Genomic DNA, 19,639 nt, shown 5'->3' on the forward strand with positions numbered 1-19,639 from the left:
GCAACACCTGCAAAACAAAAAAACTGGAGCACACAATGAAAATGCGCAAAATCCTGAAAAGCATGTTCGAGCAATACTGCAAGACTTTTAAAGATGTACCGCCGGCTGGCATGTTTTAATCTGCCCGCTTGAAAAAAAACCTGCTGCGGCAGGTTTTTTTATGTCTGAAATTTGCCTTTTTACCCACGATATTAATCTTTATATCCACAATTTCTTCTTTAGCACTATTTCGCATAACGTTATGCGTTTTACACTTATTTACATTGTGGGTATGGCTGGTGCACTATGCGGTCTCTAATTGAGATGGAGTCCGTGAATAAATGCGTAAACCCCTGTTGTTATCTGCGCTGTTTGCCTCTTTGGCCCTGGCCCTTTCTGGCTGTGATAATGCAAAAACTGAAACTGCGGCTGCTCCTGCACCGGCTAAACAAGCAGCCCAGGATGGCGGCAATTTAATTGTTGGCGTGACCACCGGCGATCCGCTAGCGATGAACCCACTGTATGCCAGCGACCGTACTACGCTGACTATCATGCAGACGCTATACGCACCGCTTTATAGCTTCAATGGCGATAAAATTGAATGGGCTCTGGCAGAGAGTCTTACGCCTTCAGAAGATAACCTCTCATACATCTTAAAACTCAAACCGAATTTGAAATGGCAAGACGGCAAGCCTATTACCGCAGGCGATGTGGTGTTCACTTTCAACAAATTGCTTGATGAGAAACAGCACAGCTTCTTCCGCAGCATGTTTGTGTACGGCGATAAGCCAATTCAGGTCAGCAAAATTGATGACCTGACCGTGAAATTTACTCTGCCACAGGTGAGTGCTGCGTTTGTAGGCACCCTGGTACAGATTTACCCAATCCCAGAACATGTGTTTGCTAATGACAGTGACGATCTGGAAAAGAGTACCAAAAACGATGCTCCAGTCGGTTCAGGCCCGTTCAAATTCAAAGAATATCGCGCCGGGCAGTATTACTCGCTGACACGCTTTGATGATTACTGGAACGGCAAGCCGAAGCTTGAGACTGTGACTTACCGTTTCGCTAAAGACAGCAACTCTGCCAATCTTGCGCTGCAAAACGGCGAAATCAATATGAAGATGATTGACCCGCAGGATGTCAATCGTTTGAAAAATAGCGGTAAATTTGACTTCGTTATCTACCCGGAAGGGCGTCTGGCATATATGACGTTTAACCAGAATATTGACAGTATGAAGAACAAGGCACTGCGTCAGGCCATTGCTTATGCCATCAATAAAGATGAACTGGTTCAGGCTGCATTCTCTTCGCTGGAATATGCGCAACCTGCCGCATCTATTCTGACGCCAGACACGCTGTATCAGACCAACGATGTTGAAACCTACAAGTACGATGTTGAAAAAGCGAAAGCATTGCTGAAAGAAGCGGGCACGCCTGCCGATCTGAAACTGCGCCTCGCCTACATCAATAGCAATAAAACTCAGGAAAGCATGGGGCTGTATATTCAGCAGCAGCTGAAAAACGTGGGTATTGCGGTTGAGCTGATGCCACTGGATGCTAACGCCATGTCGCAACGCAGCCTGGATATGAAAAATACCTCTTATGAGCTGAGTCTGGGTGGCTACATCATGGGTATGGAACCTGATGGCTATAAGTCTTTGTACCTGAGCAACGAAGCTTATAACTATGCCCACTACAAGAACCCAGCGTTCGATGCGTTGTGGAACCAGGGCGCAACTGAAACTGACAAAACCAAACGTGCTGAAATCTATAAGCAAATCCAGCAGACCGTTGCAAACGACATGGCATGGTACCCAATTGCTTATACCAATGCGGTTGTTGCGGTAGATAAACGTTTTGCCGGAACCAAAGAGGCTGAACCTAAGCCTGTTTATATGTTCCAGGATTGGTCGAAGATCTATCAACAATAATGAACACACTGCCCTGAGGTAGTCGTAGGGTGGGTAACGCAAGCTACCCGCCCTACAGTTTTCCCCTTCTGGGGGCTTATTTTTTGGAAAGCAGTATGAACAATGTGTTAGTCCGACGCCTGGCCCAACTGGTGCCGATGCTGTTCTTCATCTCGCTGGTGTCGTTTTTGCTGGTCAAACTTGCTCCCGGCGACCCGGTGCAGGCTTATATTACTCCGCGTATGAGCCCGGAGGATATCGAGCGTATCCGCCACAGCCTGGGGCTCGATAAGCCCATGTTTATGCAATACCTGTTGTGGCTAAAAAACGTGCTGCAAGGGGATTTGGGCTACTCACTGATTTACCATCGCCCTGTGTTAACTATGATTGCCGAGCGCATTCCTGCAACTCTTGGCCTGATGGGTGCATCACTAGTTCTGGCTATGGTGTTGGCTATCCCGCTGGGTTTAGTGGCGGGCGCTTACAAACACCGCTGGCTTGATCACTTCCTGAATATGTTTGCCTATATTGGTATTTCGGTGCCTATCTTCTGGTTTGGTATTTTGCTGATAACCGTGTTTTCGGTGCAGCTAAACTGGTTGCCGAGTATGGGCATGCGAACAATTGGTATGGAAGACTCGTGGCTTGATGTGGTTCGTCACGGTATTTTACCGTGCATTGCACTGAGTTTTTATAACCTCTCCAATTACGTGCGTTACATCCGCTCCAACACCATTACGCAGTTGTCGGCTGATTATGTGCAAACGCAGCTGGCATACGGTGCTACACGTCGTTCAATCCTATTCCGCCATGTCCTTAAAAACGTGCTGCTGCCGGTTATCACACTCTTTGGTATCTCCTTTGGCGAGCTGGTGGTGGGGGCGTACGTGACTGAAAGCGTCTTCTCCTGGCCAGGTATGGGCCTGTTGGGGATTCAGTCGATAACTTCCCTGGATTACCCGTTAATCATGGCGATGATCATGCTCTCTTCAACGATGCTTATCGTCGGCAATTTATTGGCTGACATGTTATATCGCGTGGCAGACCCGCGCATTAAGGCGTTGAGGTAAGACGATGAGTAGACGTTGGCAACAAGTTAAACATGGCCTGAAACGTAATCGTCCAGCTCAATTGTCACTTCTGGTTCTGGTCGTTTTCAGCATTGCAGCATTACTGGCAACATTCAGTCCCTGGGACCCAAACCAGATGTCACTGACCGCAAGGCTCACACCACCGGATGCGCAACACTGGTTCGGAACTGATGACTACGGACGTGACTATTTCACTCGCGCTTTATACGGCGGCCAGATTTCGTTAATGGTCGGTTTTCTGGCAATGATATTTTCAACGTTGATTGGCACGCTGGTAGGCACTGTCAGCGGCTATTTTGGTGGGCGAATCGATAACCTGATGATGCGGGTAGTCGATATTTTGATGTCGATCCCAGCCTTTTTCCTGCTGTTGGTATTGAACGCATACCTGAAGCCCGGCATTGCCAATATCATCCTGATTATCAGTGCATTGACCTGGATGAATATGTCGCGCCTGGTGCGGGCTGAAACCTTGTCGGTGAAAGAGCGTGAGTATGTGGTGTACGCCCGCGCGTGTGGTGAGCATCCGTTAATCATTATTGCGCGCCATATCATCCCGAATATTTTGCCGACCATTATGGTTGCGGCAACGCTGAATATAGCCTCAGCAATTCTGATGGAGTCGACGCTGAGCTTCCTCGGACTTGGTGTGCAGCAGCCAAATGCCTCATGGGGAAGCATGCTCAACAATGCGCAATCCTTTATTGGTGAAGCAACATGGCTTGCGATGTTCCCGGGTGTCCTTATTTTGCTGACGGTGCTGAGTTTTAACGTATTGGGCGATGTATTACGTACTGCCTTTGAGCCCGGAGCTAACCGCGATGAATAACTTACTGGAACTCGATAACCTGCAAACGTCCTTCTTCACCCGCGAAGGGGAAGTCAAGGCGGTGCGCGGTGTAAGCTTTGCAGTCAAACGCGGTGAAGTGGTAGGGATTGTTGGTGAATCAGGTTGCGGCAAGAGTGTTACCTGTAAATCAGTGCTCAAACTGTTGGGTAGCAACGGTAAAGTTGTAGGCGGCCATGTCCATTTTATGGGCGAAGATTTAGCCCGTAAAACTCCCGAACAAATGCGCCATATTCGTGGCAACGATATTGCCATGATCTTCCAGGATCCCATGACGGCACTTAACCCGGTGCTGACCATTGGCAAGCAGATGAGCGAAATCCTGATACGCAATCAGAACCTCAGTAAAAAAGCGGCCAAAGAAAAGTCGATTGCCATGTTGCAGCAGGTGGGGATTGGTAATGCGGAGCAGCGTTACAACCAGTATCCGCACGAGTTCAGTGGCGGTATGCGCCAGCGCGTGATGATTGCTATTGCACTCTCATGCCACCCGGCGTTACTGATTGCCGACGAGCCAACAACTGCACTGGATGTCACCATTCAGGCGCAGATTTTACGCCTGCTAAAACAACTACAACAGCAAACCGACACCGCAATTATGCTCATCACGCACGATCTTGGGGTCGTAGCCCAGGTTTGTTCACGTGTGGTGGTGATGTACGGTGGGCTTGTGATGGAGCAGGGGAGCGTGGAGGATATTTTCTACCGTCCAGCGCACCCTTATACCCGCGGGCTTTTGGCATCATTGCCGCGCCCAGGCGAGGCAAGCGCTCGTTTGTCACCTATCGAAGGCTCGCCACCAGGGTTACTCAACCCACCTCCTGGTTGCCCGTTTGCAGAACGTTGCCCGCAGCGCATGGATCGTTGTAGCAGCCTGCCTCCGATGTACCAAACCGGAGAGGGTCATCAGGCAATGTGCTGGTTATGGGATTCGGAGGTGAACAATGCAGGACGTTAAGCCATTAGTCCGTGTAAAGGGCTTACGCAAATATTTCCATAGCCAACAGGGATGGTTTAATAAAACGCCACCGGTGAAAGCTGTCGATGGCGTGAGTTTCGATATCTATCCAGGTGAAACCTACGGGCTGGTTGGCGAGTCTGGGTGCGGGAAATCAACACTTGGGCGCAGCGTCCTGCGCCTGTTTGATATTACCGATGGCGAAATTGAGTTTGCAGGCCAGGACATTGCAAAGATGAGCGACAAGCAACTTAAACCGTTGCGCCGTCGCATGCAGGCAATTTTTCAGGACCCATACTCATCGCTTAACCCGGGCATGACTGTCGCGCAATTAATTGCCGAGCCGATGAAAATCCATGGTTATGGTAAACAACAGCGCGAAACCCGCACACTTGAACTGCTGGAAAAAGTGGGGTTAAAAGCGGAACACTTAAACCGCTTCCCGCATGAGTTTAGCGGTGGCCAGCGGCAGCGTATAAGTATTGCCCGAGCTCTGTCAGTAAACCCTGAGTTTGTGCTTTGCGACGAACCACTGTCGGCACTGGATGTATCCGTGCAGGCGCAGGTGGTTAATATCTTGCAGGATTTGCAGCAGGCATTGGGGCTGACATATCTGTTTATTGCACATGACCTGTCCATGGTGCGCCATATTTCAGACCGAATTGGTGTGATGTATCTTGGCACTCTGGTTGAGGAAGCACCGGCTGAAACTCTATATACAGAGCCTGCGCATCCCTATACCAGGGCACTTCTTGCCTCAATCCCGGTGGCCGATCCGCATGTGCAAATGCTTGATCAAGGTGGCATTAAAGGCGAATTACCAAGTGCCATGAGCGACTGGCCAGGTTGCAAATTCTGCAATCGCTGCCCAAGGGCGATGGATAAATGCCAAAGCCAAAGCCCGGTGATGCAAGAGATTTCACCTGGGCATCGGGTTGCGTGTTGGTTGTTTGAAAACTCGTGATTAATAGCGGGGGAGCTTATTCAAGCTCCCGCACTACTTTGCATGGTTGCCCCATTGCCAGCACACCAGCAGGAATATCTTTGCTGACAATGCTTCCCGCGCCAATCGTGGTGTTATCACCAATCGTCACACCCGGTAAAATAACCACATTGCCGCCAATCCAGACATTGCTGCCAACAACAATCGGTTTGGCGCTGGTCAGGAATGGATAATCGGGATCTCCGGTCAGGCGCTCTTTCGCCGACAGCGGATGTACAGGGGTGTAGAACTGAACATTTGGCCCTACCAATGTGTTATCGCCAATCGTCACGGTATTACAGTCAAGAAACACCACATTGGTATTTATAAAGCAGTTACGGCCAATGGTGACGTGCTTTCCGTAGTCACACCACAACGGTAATTCAATCCAACTTTCATCACCAAAACCACCCAGCATTTCACGCAGCAGCATAAGTTTGGCTTCAAAGTCATGAGAATCCAGCTGTGCCAATTGTTTGGTTACCGCCCGTGCGTTGTGATACATCCCGAGCAATTCAGGATCTCGGGTGTTGTAATGCAAACCCGCCAGCAATTTTTCATGTTCTGTCATTGTTCTGCCCTTATGTTTATTGGCAGCATTCTAATCGTGTGACCATAAAAATACTGTTGTAAAAGCCACAAAATTCGCTGCGCGAATAAAGTAATGGGATGTCGATTACCGATACCGTTTCAGCGTGCAGAAATGTACTATGTCGCCCATTGTGAAACAGGAGAGAAATGATGTCTGAACAATTATCTGCCGACCAGGAACTGGTTTCCGATGTGGTGGCATGCCAGCTGGTGATTAAGCAAATTCTGGATGTAATTGATGTGATTGCACCGGTAGAAGTGCGCGAAAAAATGGCTAATCAATTAAAGACCATTGATTTCGCCACTCATCCGGCAGCGGCAGATCCGGTGACCCGCCGCGCAATTCAGAAAGCGATTAGCTTGATTGAGTTGAAGTTTACGCCACAGAACGAAGCGCATTAATTTCATCCGTTAAATACCCTAATAATTCAAGTTGCATCGCGGCGGCAAGAGAACAAATCCCGATGAGCTTACTAAAGTAAGTGATTATTCGGCCCGTCCATGGGCCTCACCCCTTCGGGGCGCTGTAAACAGCGTTCAAATCTGCTCCTGCAGATTTGTCGGGTGAGTGAATGCAGCCAACAAAGAGGCAACTTGAAGTATTACGGGTATTTTTAGAAGAACGTCATCACCAGCATATAACTCGCCGCACAAGCACAGCTCACGCCAATCAACCCTGGTAAAATGAAGCTATGGTTGATGATGAATTTACCAATCTTCGTGGTGCCCGAGCGGTCAAAGCCAATACATGCCAGATCACTCGGATAGGTAGGTAGGACAAAGTAGCCGTAAGATGCCGGGAAGAAGGCAATCAGCATTTTCGGCTCAACACCCAGCATCAATCCCATCGGTGCCACAGCTGTTAACGCAGCCGCCTGGCTATTTACCAGTTTAGAAACCAAAAACAGCACGATGGCATAAGTCCACGGGTGGCTTTTCACCACGCCTTCCAGTGCCATTTTCAGCTCTTCAAGGTGTGCCTGAAAGAAGGTATCACTCATCCAGGCGACACCAAACACCGAGAAAATCGCCACCATCCCGGCTTTAAATACCGCACCATTAGAGATAGCGGATGCATTTACTTTGCAGACTATCAACATTACGGCACCCGCAATCAGCATCATCATCTGGATAACCAGATTCATTGATAGCGGTTTTAACGCGCCTTTGATTTCAAACGCCGGACGCAGCGATGGGATCGCACCCAGTAACACCACCACCAGGATCCCAGCAAAGAAAATCCAGGTTGACCAGTAGGCTTGTTTTGGGAACACCTGGTCCATCAGCGTTTCGCTGCTGCCGTAAATAAATTCACGCTGTTTTGGGTCTTTGAGCTTCTCCTGAAACTCTTTATCGTCCTGCAAATCTTTACCGCGACGCAAACTCCACAGTGCAGCAATTAACACGCCAAATAACGATGCGGGAACGGAAACACAGAGAATATCGAGAATGCCCCAGGCATGACCAATGCCATGGTTAGCGGCCAGAATTGAGATTAGGGAAACTACGGCGACGGAGACAGGCGATGCGGTAATCGCCATCTGCGAAGCAATAGATGCCACCGCCATTGGGCGCTCCGGGCGAATCCCTTTTTTTAGCGCAATATCGGCGATAATCGGGAACATGGTGTAGACCACATGCCCGGTTCCACACAGGAACGTCAGCATCCAGGTAGTGAAAGGAGCAAGCAGTGTGATGTGTTGCGGGTGTTTACGCAGTAGGCGTTCAGCAAACTGCATCATGACATTCAGGCCGCCCGCGGTTTGCAATGTAGCTGCACAACCGATTACGGCAAGAATGGTGAGCATTACATCAACGGGCGGCTTTCCTGGTTCAAGGCCAAAAATGAAAGTCAGGATAAACAACCCAATTCCACTGATTAAACCAAGCCCCATCCCGCCAAAGCGAGTCCCGACCAGCAGGCATAAAATAATGACAATAAATTCAATAGTAATCATGACAATCCCTTTTAAAATTCAATCGTATAAAGCATTACAGATTGTAAGGATTACCATTGAGACGTAGATCGGATTTGTTAAAACTCAATTAAAACAATTGATTATAACAAAAAGTCAACAATTTAATGGACGGTATCTATGCCAACCTGGCAAATTAAGCGTTTAATTGAGTTGGGCGGAGAAGCATCCGCCCAGCAATTTAAAAGGGAATATGTGAGGTTTTAAGTTGTGGGAGTACTGCATATTCTTCACAAAGATCAACTAGTAAGGTTCTTTCTCCACGTCTGAGTTGGATAGTCATACCGTTAGAATCCGGCGTGACGTGCATATCGGTGATCGGTTGTTGATGGTCAAAATCCCAGACGCAAATGAACTGAGAGGTTTGTTCTTTGCTACGCAGAACCAGATAGCTCAGATCTTGAACCGCCGGGTTATCAGGAGCATTTCCTTGCCATAACTCAGCATGACCGTACAGCCATAACGCTTGTCCATTATGAGGGGTGGCGAAGTGACGTGGCTGACTATTGATTAACTGTACGCAACGGGCATCCTTCATAATCACCAGAGGGCCTTGAGTGCTAAATTGCGCACATTCTCCCTCGCTATCCAGCGCTTTACCCTGAAGATGCAACGTCCAGTCAATTTGTTGGCTGTGCGGGTTTTGCACAGTGCTGATATCAATAATCGCGTTATCCAGCCACAGTAAACGACGGCGAAAACGCACATCGCGCCAGGCTTCGCTATCCCACTGCACACGCGTATGGCTATCGAGATCCGGGGGAATTTGCCGCCAGTCTACTCCAGTATCCAGCCAGCAAAATGCATCACTTTCGTGATAATGATGCACCACAGGCACAGCAGGCGGTTGGTTGGTTTGATTTACCGTGATCGTATTGTGGGTGGCGCTATTTTTGTAATACGCATAATGCATGGGCGCGCCGTAACCGGTGGTGCCCAGATCGGGGAGGATCTCTTTCCCACCATTAAAAAGCAGGATATTCAGGCGGTCATAGTGGTCATGTTCACCGCCGAATGGCGTGTGTTTTATCAGTAATGCGCGTTTTTTTGCGAGTTGCGCCAGATAGTCAGGCCGCAATTTGGAGCGTGTAGGTGACACTCAGGAATCAGTTCCGGCAGTTTCTCTGGCAGTGACGAGTCGTAAACAAAGGTATCAAAATGGGGCATTGGATACTGCTGGCGAATAGCCTTTAGCGCCGCGGCGTATCGCTCATCCTGGTAGTAATACCAGGCAAACTCATACAGATGGCTATGATCGAGCTTTTCCTGGCCATAGATACAATCATTGATACGTGGAAAGGTGCCATCGGGCATCAGTAGCGCAAGAGGGAAGCTGAGCATTTTTTTATAGAAAGGCTCATCAAGCAAGCTCCAGCGCGAACCAATAGCCAACTTTTCGAATGCCAGGAATCCTTGTAGTGCGTAGAAGTGATAATGAATGGACCCTTCAAACCACAGTCCCTCTTCAAACAGACCATGTTCAAGTTGATAGCGCAGCCCGTAAGGCTGATTTACCGCAAATTCCAGCAAGGCCTCATCTTCGAGAACAAAGCCGAGAACCCCTATGGCACAGCCGATTTTTACCTCATGGTTATGCAATTGGGCAGTGCGATGGGCCATTAGGAATTGCGCACCTTCGCGTAATAAGCGGCTAGTAATGTATTCACGCTGCTGCGCGGACAAAGCTTCAGCGATGCAATCATAGCCGAGGGTGAAATCCAGCATACAATTGGCTTCGCACAGCGTCTGTGCGTTCATTTTTCCGGGGCCGTTGTAAGGGATACCACCGTGGATTTCGTAGCCCGGGTAAAACTCGGCATAGCGCATTAACAGTTCGCGGACCTTATCCAGATAACCTTGTTCACCTGTGAGTTGCCACAGCAAGCCAAGCTGGTGGCAGGCTTTGGCATTCAGCCCATTTAGCTCGCGCCACCAGGCTCCGTCATAGGGTTCTCCGCTAAACGACTGCCCATCAACCGGGCAGCAATGGGAGGTTGGGGTGTGACGATCCCACTTCAGTCTGACTCCGTGATCCGGGCAGAAATAGTAGAGGTTCCAGGTTGCCCGTGCGGTTTCCGGCACTTTGACCGGGTTGTTAAGCACCACGGTATTTTCGGCAATCAACTGCGCCACTATTTCAGGCTGCTGGGTCATGCGTTGGCGAAGGAGAATAAGTTGTTGCGTGGTGAACTGCTTCATCGCTCGATCCTTACTCTCTTTCAGTGTTGTTTTAATGGGGTAATAAGATGGGAGATATCATCAGGATATTTTGCCATTAGCCATTGTGCTTTTTCGGCAAAGGCGCTGTCATCTGGCCATGCACGAGCCGCACTGACCATGTTCACTAACGCTTTTTCATCATCCATTTTGTCGATATCTTTCCACGGCCATGGCTCATTGTTGTGAACATAGTTGGCGACATAGGCGTAACCTTTACGCAGGCTTCGGTCATCAAGGGTGAAGTTCCAGACATCCACCTGCGCGATTTCTCCAAGGCGGCCAAGTTTGTTGTAGGCTTCCAGGTGGAAATTGCTGTAATGCCAGGGACGAGTACGCTCAATTTCCGCCATCTGGCGGCCATCTCTGTCGAAATGAGCGGGAATACGACGCAGTTGGGTGATTTGCAGACGATTTTTAGCCGCAGCGAGATCGCCACTAAACAGTGCAAAAGACGCTGCCTGCAAATCAAAGTAAGTGCCGTGGTTGTTGTGCCAATTATCTTCTTCAAAACCATTTTGGCTGGTTGTCATCCAGTGGTAGAAATCGCCATACCACTGTTTAATTTTTTGATACTCATCATCACTAATCACGTTAGCCGGGCGTAGTAACTCCACGGCATCGATGACTTCCACCAATGCGCGGCTGTCGATGAGTCCAATTCCACGTCCGTCATTAATCCCAGGGATCGCCTGAGCGTGTTGTAGGTTAGGATTCATGCGCGTGTCAGGATTAACGAACCAGTTCAGTAACTGGTCACGTGCTTTTTCGGCATAGGCTGGCTTTTGGGTAAATTGCCATGCAAGCGACAGTGTCCAAACGTCATTGCTCATATTCACCAGGCGCTTTTTGTCCGTGGCGTCGCTGTTGGCATCCGGGTTGGTTTGACCATCCTTACGAATATAAGGCAGACCATCTTTTTTGTTCGGATCGGGCCACCAGTATGGAGGGAAGCTGTAGTAATCATGTTTGTCACCACTTGCGGCTGTCAGAGTCTTATCCATAACCGAGTAGAGTGGTTTGCCCAGCGCTTTGTCAGCCCCGGCAATGAGCTTTTCATATGCGCCAAGAAACTCAGGGTTTCTCGCCGCAAGCTGTTGTTGGCTGTAACGTAAATCATCAAGTTTGATTTGCAATGGATGTGCATCAGCGGCGTACAGTGGCGATGCTGTTAATACGCTAGCAACCGCTAACGAAAGTAATGACAAGCAAGACAATAAAATGGGTTTCATCGGGCGCATATTTTCTCCGTCCACCAATGGAATAATATCTGGTTATTTATACCCGTCATACTTCAAGTTGCATGTGCGTTGGCTACGTTTACTCACCCGAATCACTTACCTGAGTAAGCTCATCGGGACTCGTTCTCTTGCCGCCTTCCTGCATCTTGAATTATTTTGGGTATATATCTATAGAGGCACTGTTAATTCGTAAAATATAAGATTGGGAATAATATTTATGATGCCGAGTGCGCAGTGTAAGAGACAGAATGAATTTTTATGTGACTCACATCAAATTAACGCTTTCAAGGGTAAATAGCCTCAGAAAGTGAGGCTGGAGTCACGTAAATCAATGGTTTTAAATTATTTTTCAAATGTTACGAGTATTTTTTATTTATGTAATTCATTGAATTTAATGGTTATGTTTTTAACTGAGGTTTTTGACTGACTTTGCTGCGTGACCTGAAGCACACTTCTACATTATGAAACGCTATTTCTGTTTCGCCCCGTTGTTTTTACCTCATGCATTCTATTTAATTACTCCGCAGCCTTTTTTCATTCTTGAAATAATCTGCTTCACTCCATTTCCTCAATAATCAAATCTCTTAAAATAAGGACGTGAATATAAATGTTTTCCACAAAATTAAAATCCGTATTACTGATCTCCGCCCTCGGTTTTAGTGCTTCGCAAACATTTGCGGCTGAAACACTAAATGTCTGGATCCGTGCCAGCAATGATTCTAAAAATATTTACAAGCAAGAGGCTGAAACTTTTGAGAAGAAGACAGGCATTAAAATCGAATATTTTAATGCTACGACAGACTTTGAACAGCGCCTTGCTCGTGCCGCTGCAGGCAACGCATTGCCCGATCTGATCTTCAATGATGCGGTAGCCATTGGTCAGTTCATCCAACTCGGAATAGCTGATGAAATAGATCCGAAATCCATTGCAGGTGGCGAAAATATTTATCCTACAGCCTGGGAAAGTACTCGCTACACCGATGGGAAATTCTATGGGGTGCCCACTTCTGCCCAAACCTTTGCGCTGTTTGTTCGCAAAGACTGGCGTGAAAAACTGGGTATGCCTGAGCCCAAAACCTGGAGTGATGTGGCAAAGCTGGCTAAAGCCTTTACCACACAAGACCCGGACGGCAATGGTAAAAACGATACCTACGGCTTTTTGTTGCCGGGTTCCACCACGCGTGGTTACGCCAGCTGGTTTATGAGCGCATTTTTATGGCAGGCAGGTGGTGATTTCATTCGCGAATCAGGCAAGGGTAAATTCAAAGCCTCGCTTGATGAGCCAGCTGCCGCTGAAACCATGGCATTTATGCGAGGAATGCTGTGCGACAAAGTTGTTCAGCCTGGTGCTATCAACGCGACAACCGCAGACATTATCCCATCATACCGCTCAAGCCAGACCGGTATGTTCTTCACCGGCCCGTATCACATTGCATTGTTTGATAAAGATCCTGGTAAAGACAAGTTTGAAGTCGTGACCCTCGAAGGGCCGAAAAGTAGTGCGACTCTTGCCGAAGGCACCACTGTCTTCATGATGAAAAGTAGCAAGAATAAAGAAGCCGCGCGGAAGTTCATCGAATTTATGATCTCCCAGGAAGGGCAAGAAATCGGTATGGGCAAAGGCACGAAACACATGCCGGTGGTGCGCTTACCTGTGAATAAACAGGTTGATATCCAGACTGTATATGACGATGCACGTTGGGCAACCTTCGCCAAACTTTACGCTGAACACGGGCGTTATGTGCCGCAAGTGCCTAACTGGACGCCAATTCGTCAGATAACCGCCGATGGCTTCAACCGTATTCTGGCTGACTGTAATGGTGATATTGCAGCCGAACTGAAAGCGACCAATGAGAAGGTCAATGCCGAGCTTGATAAACAGCAGGTGCTGGCGAAATAAGTTTGATTTTTGAATTCGGTGAACGGTTCTTACGCTTATCCATCTGCATGCCCCGAAATGTAGATCGGGTAAGCGAAGCGTCACCTGACACTCAGTCACAGCCTGAATCTTTATAGAGTGAAAATAACGATGTTAACTTCTCGCCAGAAACGGAATCTGGTGCCGTGGATGTTTCTTGCTCCGGCACTGGTCATCTTCACCTGGTTTAAATTTATCCCCATGCTGCAAGGCCTGGTGATGAGTTTCTACAAGGTGAACTTCAATCAACCAGACGAATGGGTGGGATTTACCAATTTTGCCCGCGCTTTTGCCGATATTGAACTCCATGCTGCGGTATTCAATACCTTCCTTTATGTCGTGGTGACCATGGTGGTTGGAGCAGTACTGGCATTTTTCCTCGCCATGTTACTTGAAGGGCCCGCTCGTCATCTGCGTTTTATCCGCACCGCCATTTTCCTGCCCGCGGTAACCAGTGCGGCTATCGTCGCCGAAATGTGGCGAATCTTGTTTAACCCAACTCCGAATGGTGTGATGAACCACATCCTGAGCTGGTTTGGTATTGCCGACCAGGGATTTCTTGCAAGTTCAGACCAGGCTCTGTGGGTCATCATGTTGCTGCATATTTGGAAAGCGGTGCCGTACAACATGGTTATCTTTATCGCAGGCCTGGCAGGCATTAGCCGCGATTTATATGACGCCTCAAACGTTGATGGCGCGAACTGGTGGAACCGTCTGCGTTACGTCACGCTGCCCGGGATGATCCCGGCGATTTCAGTCGTGTTGATGCTCTCCTTTATTCGTGGGTTCCGTGTGTTTGCAGAAGTGTATGCCACAACCGGCGGTGGGCCATCTAACGCCACTGAAATGATCATGACCCATATCTACAAACTCGGATTTGAGCAATTTGACTACGGCTATGCTTCGGCGGTGTCGTTCCTGTTATTCGCCTTCACCGTGCTGTTGACGATTTGTCACCTCACGTTGAAAAAGCGTATTGCCCGTTATTAAGGAGCCACCGATGTTAGGTAAACGTTGGGATATCGCAGGCCGCTGGATGATTTATGGCTTGTTGCTGATTGTATTCGTTGGGCCATTCTGGGGCATTGTTGCTACTGCATTTAGCGGGGCACCGGTCAAACCGGGCGAGTTGCTGGCATGGCCTAATGAGTTTTCGTTGGAGAATTTTATATTCGCCTGGAACGACATTGGCGTTTGGCAATATCTGCTTAACTCAATGATTGTCGTTTTTGTCGGCACCATTTTGCAGGTGTCGGTGAGTGCGCTTGCTGCTTATGCCCTGGCGCGTAAAAAGTTCATCGGCGTGTCGCTGGTGAGTCTTGTGATCCTCTCCACCATGATGTTGCCGGAAGAAGTCATCGCTATTCCGCTGTACATGATAATCAACTGGAAGCTGCCGCTGATTGATGCGTCGCTCTATAACACCTATCTAGGGATGATCATGCCGGTAGTGGGTTGGGCATTTTCCATCTTCGTGCTGAGCGAATTCATGGCCGCTATTCCCAAAGAGCTAGAAGAGGCCGCACGCATCGATGGTGCGAATGAATGGCAAATCTTCTTCCACGTCATTTTGCCGTTGGTGAAACCTGCTCTAGGCACGGTAGTCACGTTTGGCTTCATCATGATTTGGGACCAGTACCTGCTGCCGCTAATTGTCGTCAACCACGACAGCCTGAACACTATTCCAGTGATTCTCGGCAGCTTGCGTACCGATGAAAGTATCACCCCGAACATATTTATAGCCATTACGCTTCTGGCGATGTTGCCAAGCATCATCGTTTATCTCGGTCTGCAAAAACATTTCAACCGCGGGATTATGTCCGGTGCGGTCAAAGGATAAGGAGAATCTCATGGGTTCCGTTGTACTGAAGAATGTCTGTAAATCTTATGGCGATGCACATGTCATTAAAGATGTTTCTCTCACTATCCCTGACGGCGAGTTTTGTGTGCTGGTGGGCCCAAGTGGCTGCGGTAAATCAACGTTATTACGCATGATTGCCGGACTTGAGGAGATAACGGGCGGTGAGGTGGCCATCAACGAAAAAGATGTGACCGACGTTGAGCCGAAACTGCGTGATATTGCGATGGTATTCCAGAGCTACGCACTTTATCCGCAGATGACCGTGCGCGAAAACATGGGCTTCGCGTTAAAAATGGCGAAGCTGCCAAAAGCAGAAATCAGCCGTAAGGTTGAGGCCGCAGCCGATCTTCTGGGATTAGGCGTCTTACTCGACCGTTTGCCAAAAGATCTTTCGGGTGGCCAGCGCCAGCGTGTAGCAATGGGGCGTGCGATTGTACGCAATCCACAGGTGTTTTTGTTCGACGAACCACTCTCAAACCTCGATGCAAAACTCCGCACCCAGGTGCGTGGGGAAATCCGTGAATTGCACCGCCGCCTGAAAACGACATCTGTATATGTCACTCACGATCAAATTGAAGCCATGACGATGGGGCAGATGATTGTGGTGTTGCATGAAGGGCGTATTGAACAGGTGGGTAGCCCGCTGGAGTTGTATGACCGCCCGGCAAATCTATTCGTGGCAGGATTCATTGGTTCTCCTGAAATCAATCAGTTAAAAGGTGAAGTCATGCTACAAAATGGTGAAATGATGCTGCGCCTCGCCGATGGCTCCCTGCTAAGCTTGCCGCCGGGTATGCAGGTAAAACCGCAACAGACAGTGGTTTATGCGATTCGCCCGGAGCAGGTCAATGTTGTGGAAGAAGGCGAGGGTAATGGGGCACTAAAAGCGACCATTACCGCCATCGAAAACACCGGTTCTGATATGCAATTGTTCTGTAACACTGGAGGTGGTTCATTTACCTCGGTGTTTAAGCAACGCTTAAATGTTCAGGAAGGTGAAACGGTATGGCTACAACCCAAACTGACCGGTATTCATATATTTGATGCCGAAAGCGGGCAACGAGTAGCATGCCATTAAGGAGCGATAGATGAAGTTGTACACCCTGGATGAGACGTGTCTTGAGAATGCCCGCCGTGGCCTACAGCAGCCTTTTTCTCCTTTGCAGCTGGCGTTGGGTCGTCTGGTTAGCGAAGCGGATAAGCTTCGTGGGCAGCCACCGGAAAGTGTGGTGCATAAGAAATTACGCCCGGTAAGCGGTGATCCTCATGATTATTACAGTCTGGGGACGTATTGGTGGCCAAATCCGCGCAGGCCAAATGGCCTGCCATATATTCGCCGTGACGGACATACTAATCCGCAATGCCAGAATAATGACACGGACACCACGCGTATCATCCGCATGTGCGAACGCTGTTTGACGCTTGGGCTGGCTTGGTATTTTACCGGCCATCGAAAATATGCCCAGGCCGCAGCAGAGCAAATCAAGTGCTGGTTCCTTGACGAACAAACGCGTATGAACCCGCATCTGAACTATGGCCAGGCGATCCCCGGTATTGTTTCCGGGCGCGGTACCGGGCTAATCGATACACGCCTTTTATGGATGGTGATTGATACTATTGGTTTGATTAGCCCTGCGGGTGTACTGGATACCGATGACATTATTGGTTTGCACCAATGGTTCAGGGACTTCAACCACTGGATGTTTTACAGCGACGTGGGTCATTCTGAATACGTGTGGCATAACAACCACGGCACCTGGTATGACGCACAACGTGTCGCTAATGCACTGTTTTATGGTGACAAAGGGCTGGTGGCACGCATTATTCAACAGGGCATTACCCAACGAATGGCGGCTCAAATCGATCAGGAAGGTAAACAGACGATGGAGCTGGAACGTCCGGTGCCATTCCATTACTCCTTATTTAACCTCGAAGCCCATCTGTTGCTTAATCGTTATGCGGAACACGTCGAATTTGACCGCTGGAATGCCGTACAAGATGGCAGGAGCGTGAAGCTTGGTATCGATTATCTGATGCCATTTATCGCAGACCCCGATTTGTGGCCTTACAGTGATTTGCAGGGTATCGTCTGGGACAGCGCGTTGCGCCTGTTACTGCAATCCATGAGGGGATATCCAAAGGAGATGGCGTGCTATAAAGTCGTGCTGGCTAATTTCCCGGAAGATACGCTCAGTCTACGTGAACAGTTGATGTGGTGTGCATGACTAAGGCGGATTAGCGCCAGCAACATTTATTGACGATGGCGACAAAAGTGAATGAATCGGTTTTGTCGCTCGGGTAATAAACGCTGTATTACCCGACACAATGAGACCTAGTGCTGTTGATGATTCACTAAATTTGTCAGGTGCTCATCTGTTTGGCTCATACACAATCCGGCTTTATGAGCACTACGTACTTCATCAAGAATAGTGTTGAGCAACAGGCCTTCGTCTTGTTGTTCCTGATCCATAGTTTTCAGGAACTTGAGGGTTGAATAATCTTTCAATGCTGTTGCTTCAGCGGTCAATTTAGTCAGTGTGGCGCAGCGCTGCTGATAATCTTCAACCGTTTTTTCAAATAGAGCTTCCAAAGAGTCACATTCGCTTTGTGGGGTTTCAATCGTCCCTACAATGGGAGTGCCGCCCGCTTGTTTCATAAAATTAAATATACGCATCATCTGCGTAACATTACATTGAGCCTGATTTCTTAAAAAATTCGCCGTGCCAGTTAAACTCTTTTCTGAGCACCAGTGACTCAACTGTAAATACAGATTTGAGGAATAAAAATCACGATTTATCTGTAAGTTGAGACTTTGAACCATGCCGGAAGTTGCCATGATAATTTCCTTATTTAGCCGGAACATCGGTTAGGATTAGAATTTTGTATGACATGAAATATGACGGGTATATAGATAAAAAAGATTGTATCCATGTCCTGTGAGTCCGCGTCCTGACTGCGTTGTAAAAAATAGTACCTCTTTAGGGTTATCAATAAAACAGTTGATTCTGGTGTTTCATTCTTATTTACAAATTTATTCAACAGGAAATATTAAAAAAGACTAATTAAATAATTATCTCCTGGTTTATCTATATTAAATAATTTAAGTGAAATGACCAAAACTGTGATTCATCACTGAATAATTAACCTGCTATGAGGTGGTTTATTGTGTCAGATCATATTTGAGCCCTTAAGTTGAATGAGCTCGTGACCGTTTACGATACTGCAATGGTGTCTGGGCCATCATTTTTTTAAAACAGGTGATGAAGTAGGTCACTTCTATGAACCCTACCTCCTGGGCGATAGCTTCGATGCTTAATGGTGAGGTGCGCAATAGATCACAACTTTTCTTTATGCGTCGCGTTAGCAAATACTCATGAATACTGCCGCCGGTTTGTTGACGAAAAATCCGCGAGGTATAGCTGCGTGATAAGCCAATGGATTGCGCCAGCTCATCCAGTGAAAACTTCTCACTATAGTTACTCTCAACCCACTGCATGATGCGTGATGCAACAGTCTGTTGCTGCGGGATAAATAGCTGCGGTTGAGCGGGCAGGAAGGCCATAATTTGCATCACCATAAACGCAACGTCGCTGGCGGTGGAGTGCTCCGTGGGGTCGAGTTTGTCGAACTGCTCGAGAATCACTTCCATATAATCGGCCTGCTCACTTAAATCGTAAATTTGTGCCGGAACGTTGCTTGCAGCGAGGGCAGAAAATTGAGCCTGCTGGCGTGGAAAGCCATGCAAGGTACTGATAACAGAAGAGTGTTCAATGTGCATGGTTGTGCGGTGATACTGGTTTTTGTCATCGGCATCGACATGAACCTTGTGTAGCCGAAAAGGTGGGAAGATAAAAAGTCGCCCGGGCCTTGCGGTGTAATGCTGGTTGTCCACCACAACGATTCCGTAGCCCTTTGAAATATAGAGAAACTCAACGCATTGGTGCCAGTGATAGTACCTGGCGCTGGACGCTCGCAGGCGGTGAAATGAGATAACCTGGCTGTCGAGTGTAATTCTCTCCATCAATTGTGGTTCACTCATTTCCCCTCCAGGACAACAAATTTAAA

At 48.2% G+C, this 19,639-nt stretch carries 17 protein-coding genes and 1 pseudogene; 12 read left to right on the plus strand and 6 right to left on the minus strand.

The features are described 5' to 3' along the window. Positions 1 to 35: 35 nt before the first annotated feature. The 6 genes from azuC to AC0IXI_RS09580 all read left to right on the plus strand — a co-directional run bounded on the left by azuC (position 36) and on the right by AC0IXI_RS09580 (position 5,752). Positions 36 to 119, plus strand: a complete 84-nt coding sequence (gene azuC / locus AC0IXI_RS09555) for a stress response protein AzuC (RefSeq protein ID WP_115628089.1) — start codon at positions 36 to 38, stop codon at positions 117 to 119. Between the two features lie 201 nt (positions 120 to 320). After that, the gene (locus AC0IXI_RS09560) at positions 321 to 1,913 is read left to right on the plus strand and encodes an ABC transporter substrate-binding protein (RefSeq protein WP_134186713.1); all 1,593 of its coding nucleotides are present in this window, start codon (positions 321 to 323) and stop codon (positions 1,911 to 1,913) included. A 95-nt stretch (positions 1,914 to 2,008) separates the two neighbouring features. Continuing rightward, positions 2,009 to 2,962 carry an ABC transporter permease gene (locus AC0IXI_RS09565; protein ID WP_064512001.1) on the plus strand — a complete coding sequence of 318 codons (954 nt, stop codon included), beginning with the start codon at positions 2,009 to 2,011 and terminating at the stop codon, positions 2,960 to 2,962. Between the two features lie 4 nt (positions 2,963 to 2,966). Next, entirely contained in the window at positions 2,967 to 3,812 is an 846-nt protein-coding gene (locus tag AC0IXI_RS09570; RefSeq protein ID WP_064512000.1) for an ABC transporter permease, read from the plus strand. After that, entirely contained in the window at positions 3,805 to 4,788 is a 984-nt protein-coding gene (locus AC0IXI_RS09575; protein ID WP_064511999.1) for an ABC transporter ATP-binding protein, read from the plus strand. Before AC0IXI_RS09570 ends, AC0IXI_RS09575 begins: the two co-directional genes overlap by 8 nt. Beyond that, positions 4,775 to 5,752 (plus strand): ABC transporter ATP-binding protein, encoded by a 978-nt coding sequence (locus AC0IXI_RS09580; protein ID WP_134186717.1) that lies wholly within the window; start codon positions 4,775 to 4,777, stop codon positions 5,750 to 5,752. The genes AC0IXI_RS09575 and AC0IXI_RS09580 overlap by 14 nt, the downstream gene beginning before the upstream one ends. A 16-nt stretch (positions 5,753 to 5,768) precedes the next feature. On the opposite strand, the gene AC0IXI_RS09585 is transcribed toward AC0IXI_RS09580, so the two are convergent. Continuing rightward, positions 5,769 to 6,341, minus strand: coding sequence for a sugar O-acetyltransferase (locus tag AC0IXI_RS09585; RefSeq protein ID WP_471682316.1), 573 nt, complete (start codon positions 6,339 to 6,341; stop codon positions 5,769 to 5,771). A gap of 170 nt (positions 6,342 to 6,511) precedes the next feature. Here AC0IXI_RS09585 and AC0IXI_RS09590 point away from each other — a divergent pair, with 170 nt between their 5' ends. After that, positions 6,512 to 6,763, plus strand: a complete 252-nt coding sequence (locus AC0IXI_RS09590) for a DUF2766 family protein (RefSeq protein ID WP_034496127.1) — start codon at positions 6,512 to 6,514, stop codon at positions 6,761 to 6,763. A 212-nt stretch (positions 6,764 to 6,975) separates the two neighbouring features. Here the strand turns inward: AC0IXI_RS09590 and AC0IXI_RS09595 are convergent, their stop codons facing one another. The 3 genes and pseudogenes from AC0IXI_RS09595 to AC0IXI_RS09605 form a co-directional block, all read right to left on the minus strand. Beyond that, entirely contained in the window at positions 6,976 to 8,319 is a 1,344-nt protein-coding gene (locus AC0IXI_RS09595) for an anaerobic C4-dicarboxylate transporter (protein WP_471682317.1), read from the minus strand. Positions 8,320 to 8,518: 199 nt separating this feature from the next. After that, positions 8,519 to 10,536: pseudogene (locus AC0IXI_RS09600) on the minus strand (heparinase II/III domain-containing protein). A 20-nt stretch (positions 10,537 to 10,556) separates the two neighbouring features. Beyond that, positions 10,557 to 11,786 carry an alginate lyase family protein gene (locus tag AC0IXI_RS09605; protein WP_413499011.1) on the minus strand — a complete coding sequence of 410 codons (1,230 nt, stop codon included), beginning with the start codon at positions 11,784 to 11,786 and terminating at the stop codon, positions 10,557 to 10,559. A 616-nt stretch (positions 11,787 to 12,402) separates the two neighbouring features. Between AC0IXI_RS09605 and AC0IXI_RS09610 the strand changes: the two genes are divergently transcribed. The 5 genes from AC0IXI_RS09610 (at position 12,403) to AC0IXI_RS09630 (ending at position 17,799) form a co-directional block, all read left to right on the plus strand. Beyond that, positions 12,403 to 13,695 carry an ABC transporter substrate-binding protein gene (locus AC0IXI_RS09610; RefSeq protein WP_471682318.1) on the plus strand — a complete coding sequence of 431 codons (1,293 nt, stop codon included), beginning with the start codon at positions 12,403 to 12,405 and terminating at the stop codon, positions 13,693 to 13,695. 123 nt (positions 13,696 to 13,818) lie between these two features. Then, entirely contained in the window at positions 13,819 to 14,703 is an 885-nt protein-coding gene (locus AC0IXI_RS09615) for a carbohydrate ABC transporter permease (RefSeq protein WP_157092028.1), read from the plus strand. A 10-nt stretch (positions 14,704 to 14,713) separates the two neighbouring features. After that, positions 14,714 to 15,553 (plus strand): carbohydrate ABC transporter permease, encoded by an 840-nt coding sequence (locus AC0IXI_RS09620; RefSeq protein WP_064511992.1) that lies wholly within the window; start codon positions 14,714 to 14,716, stop codon positions 15,551 to 15,553. A 10-nt stretch (positions 15,554 to 15,563) separates the two neighbouring features. After that, positions 15,564 to 16,652 (plus strand): ABC transporter ATP-binding protein, encoded by a 1,089-nt coding sequence (locus tag AC0IXI_RS09625; RefSeq protein WP_471682319.1) that lies wholly within the window; start codon positions 15,564 to 15,566, stop codon positions 16,650 to 16,652. Between the two features lie 10 nt (positions 16,653 to 16,662). Further along, positions 16,663 to 17,799 (plus strand): alginate lyase family protein, encoded by a 1,137-nt coding sequence (locus AC0IXI_RS09630; RefSeq protein WP_422568121.1) that lies wholly within the window; start codon positions 16,663 to 16,665, stop codon positions 17,797 to 17,799. Positions 17,800 to 17,906: 107 nt separating this feature from the next. Here the strand turns inward: AC0IXI_RS09630 and AC0IXI_RS09635 are convergent, their stop codons facing one another. Both AC0IXI_RS09635 and AC0IXI_RS09640 read right to left on the minus strand, forming a co-directional pair. After that, positions 17,907 to 18,410 (minus strand): non-heme ferritin-like protein, encoded by a 504-nt coding sequence (locus AC0IXI_RS09635; protein WP_471682320.1) that lies wholly within the window; start codon positions 18,408 to 18,410, stop codon positions 17,907 to 17,909. A 351-nt stretch (positions 18,411 to 18,761) separates the two neighbouring features. Continuing rightward, positions 18,762 to 19,613 (minus strand): AraC family transcriptional regulator, encoded by an 852-nt coding sequence (locus AC0IXI_RS09640; RefSeq protein WP_471682321.1) that lies wholly within the window; start codon positions 19,611 to 19,613, stop codon positions 18,762 to 18,764. Between the last annotated feature and the right edge of the window lie 26 nt (positions 19,614 to 19,639).

The sequence above is a fragment of the Buttiauxella sp. AC038 genome (genome assembly GCF_979253565.1).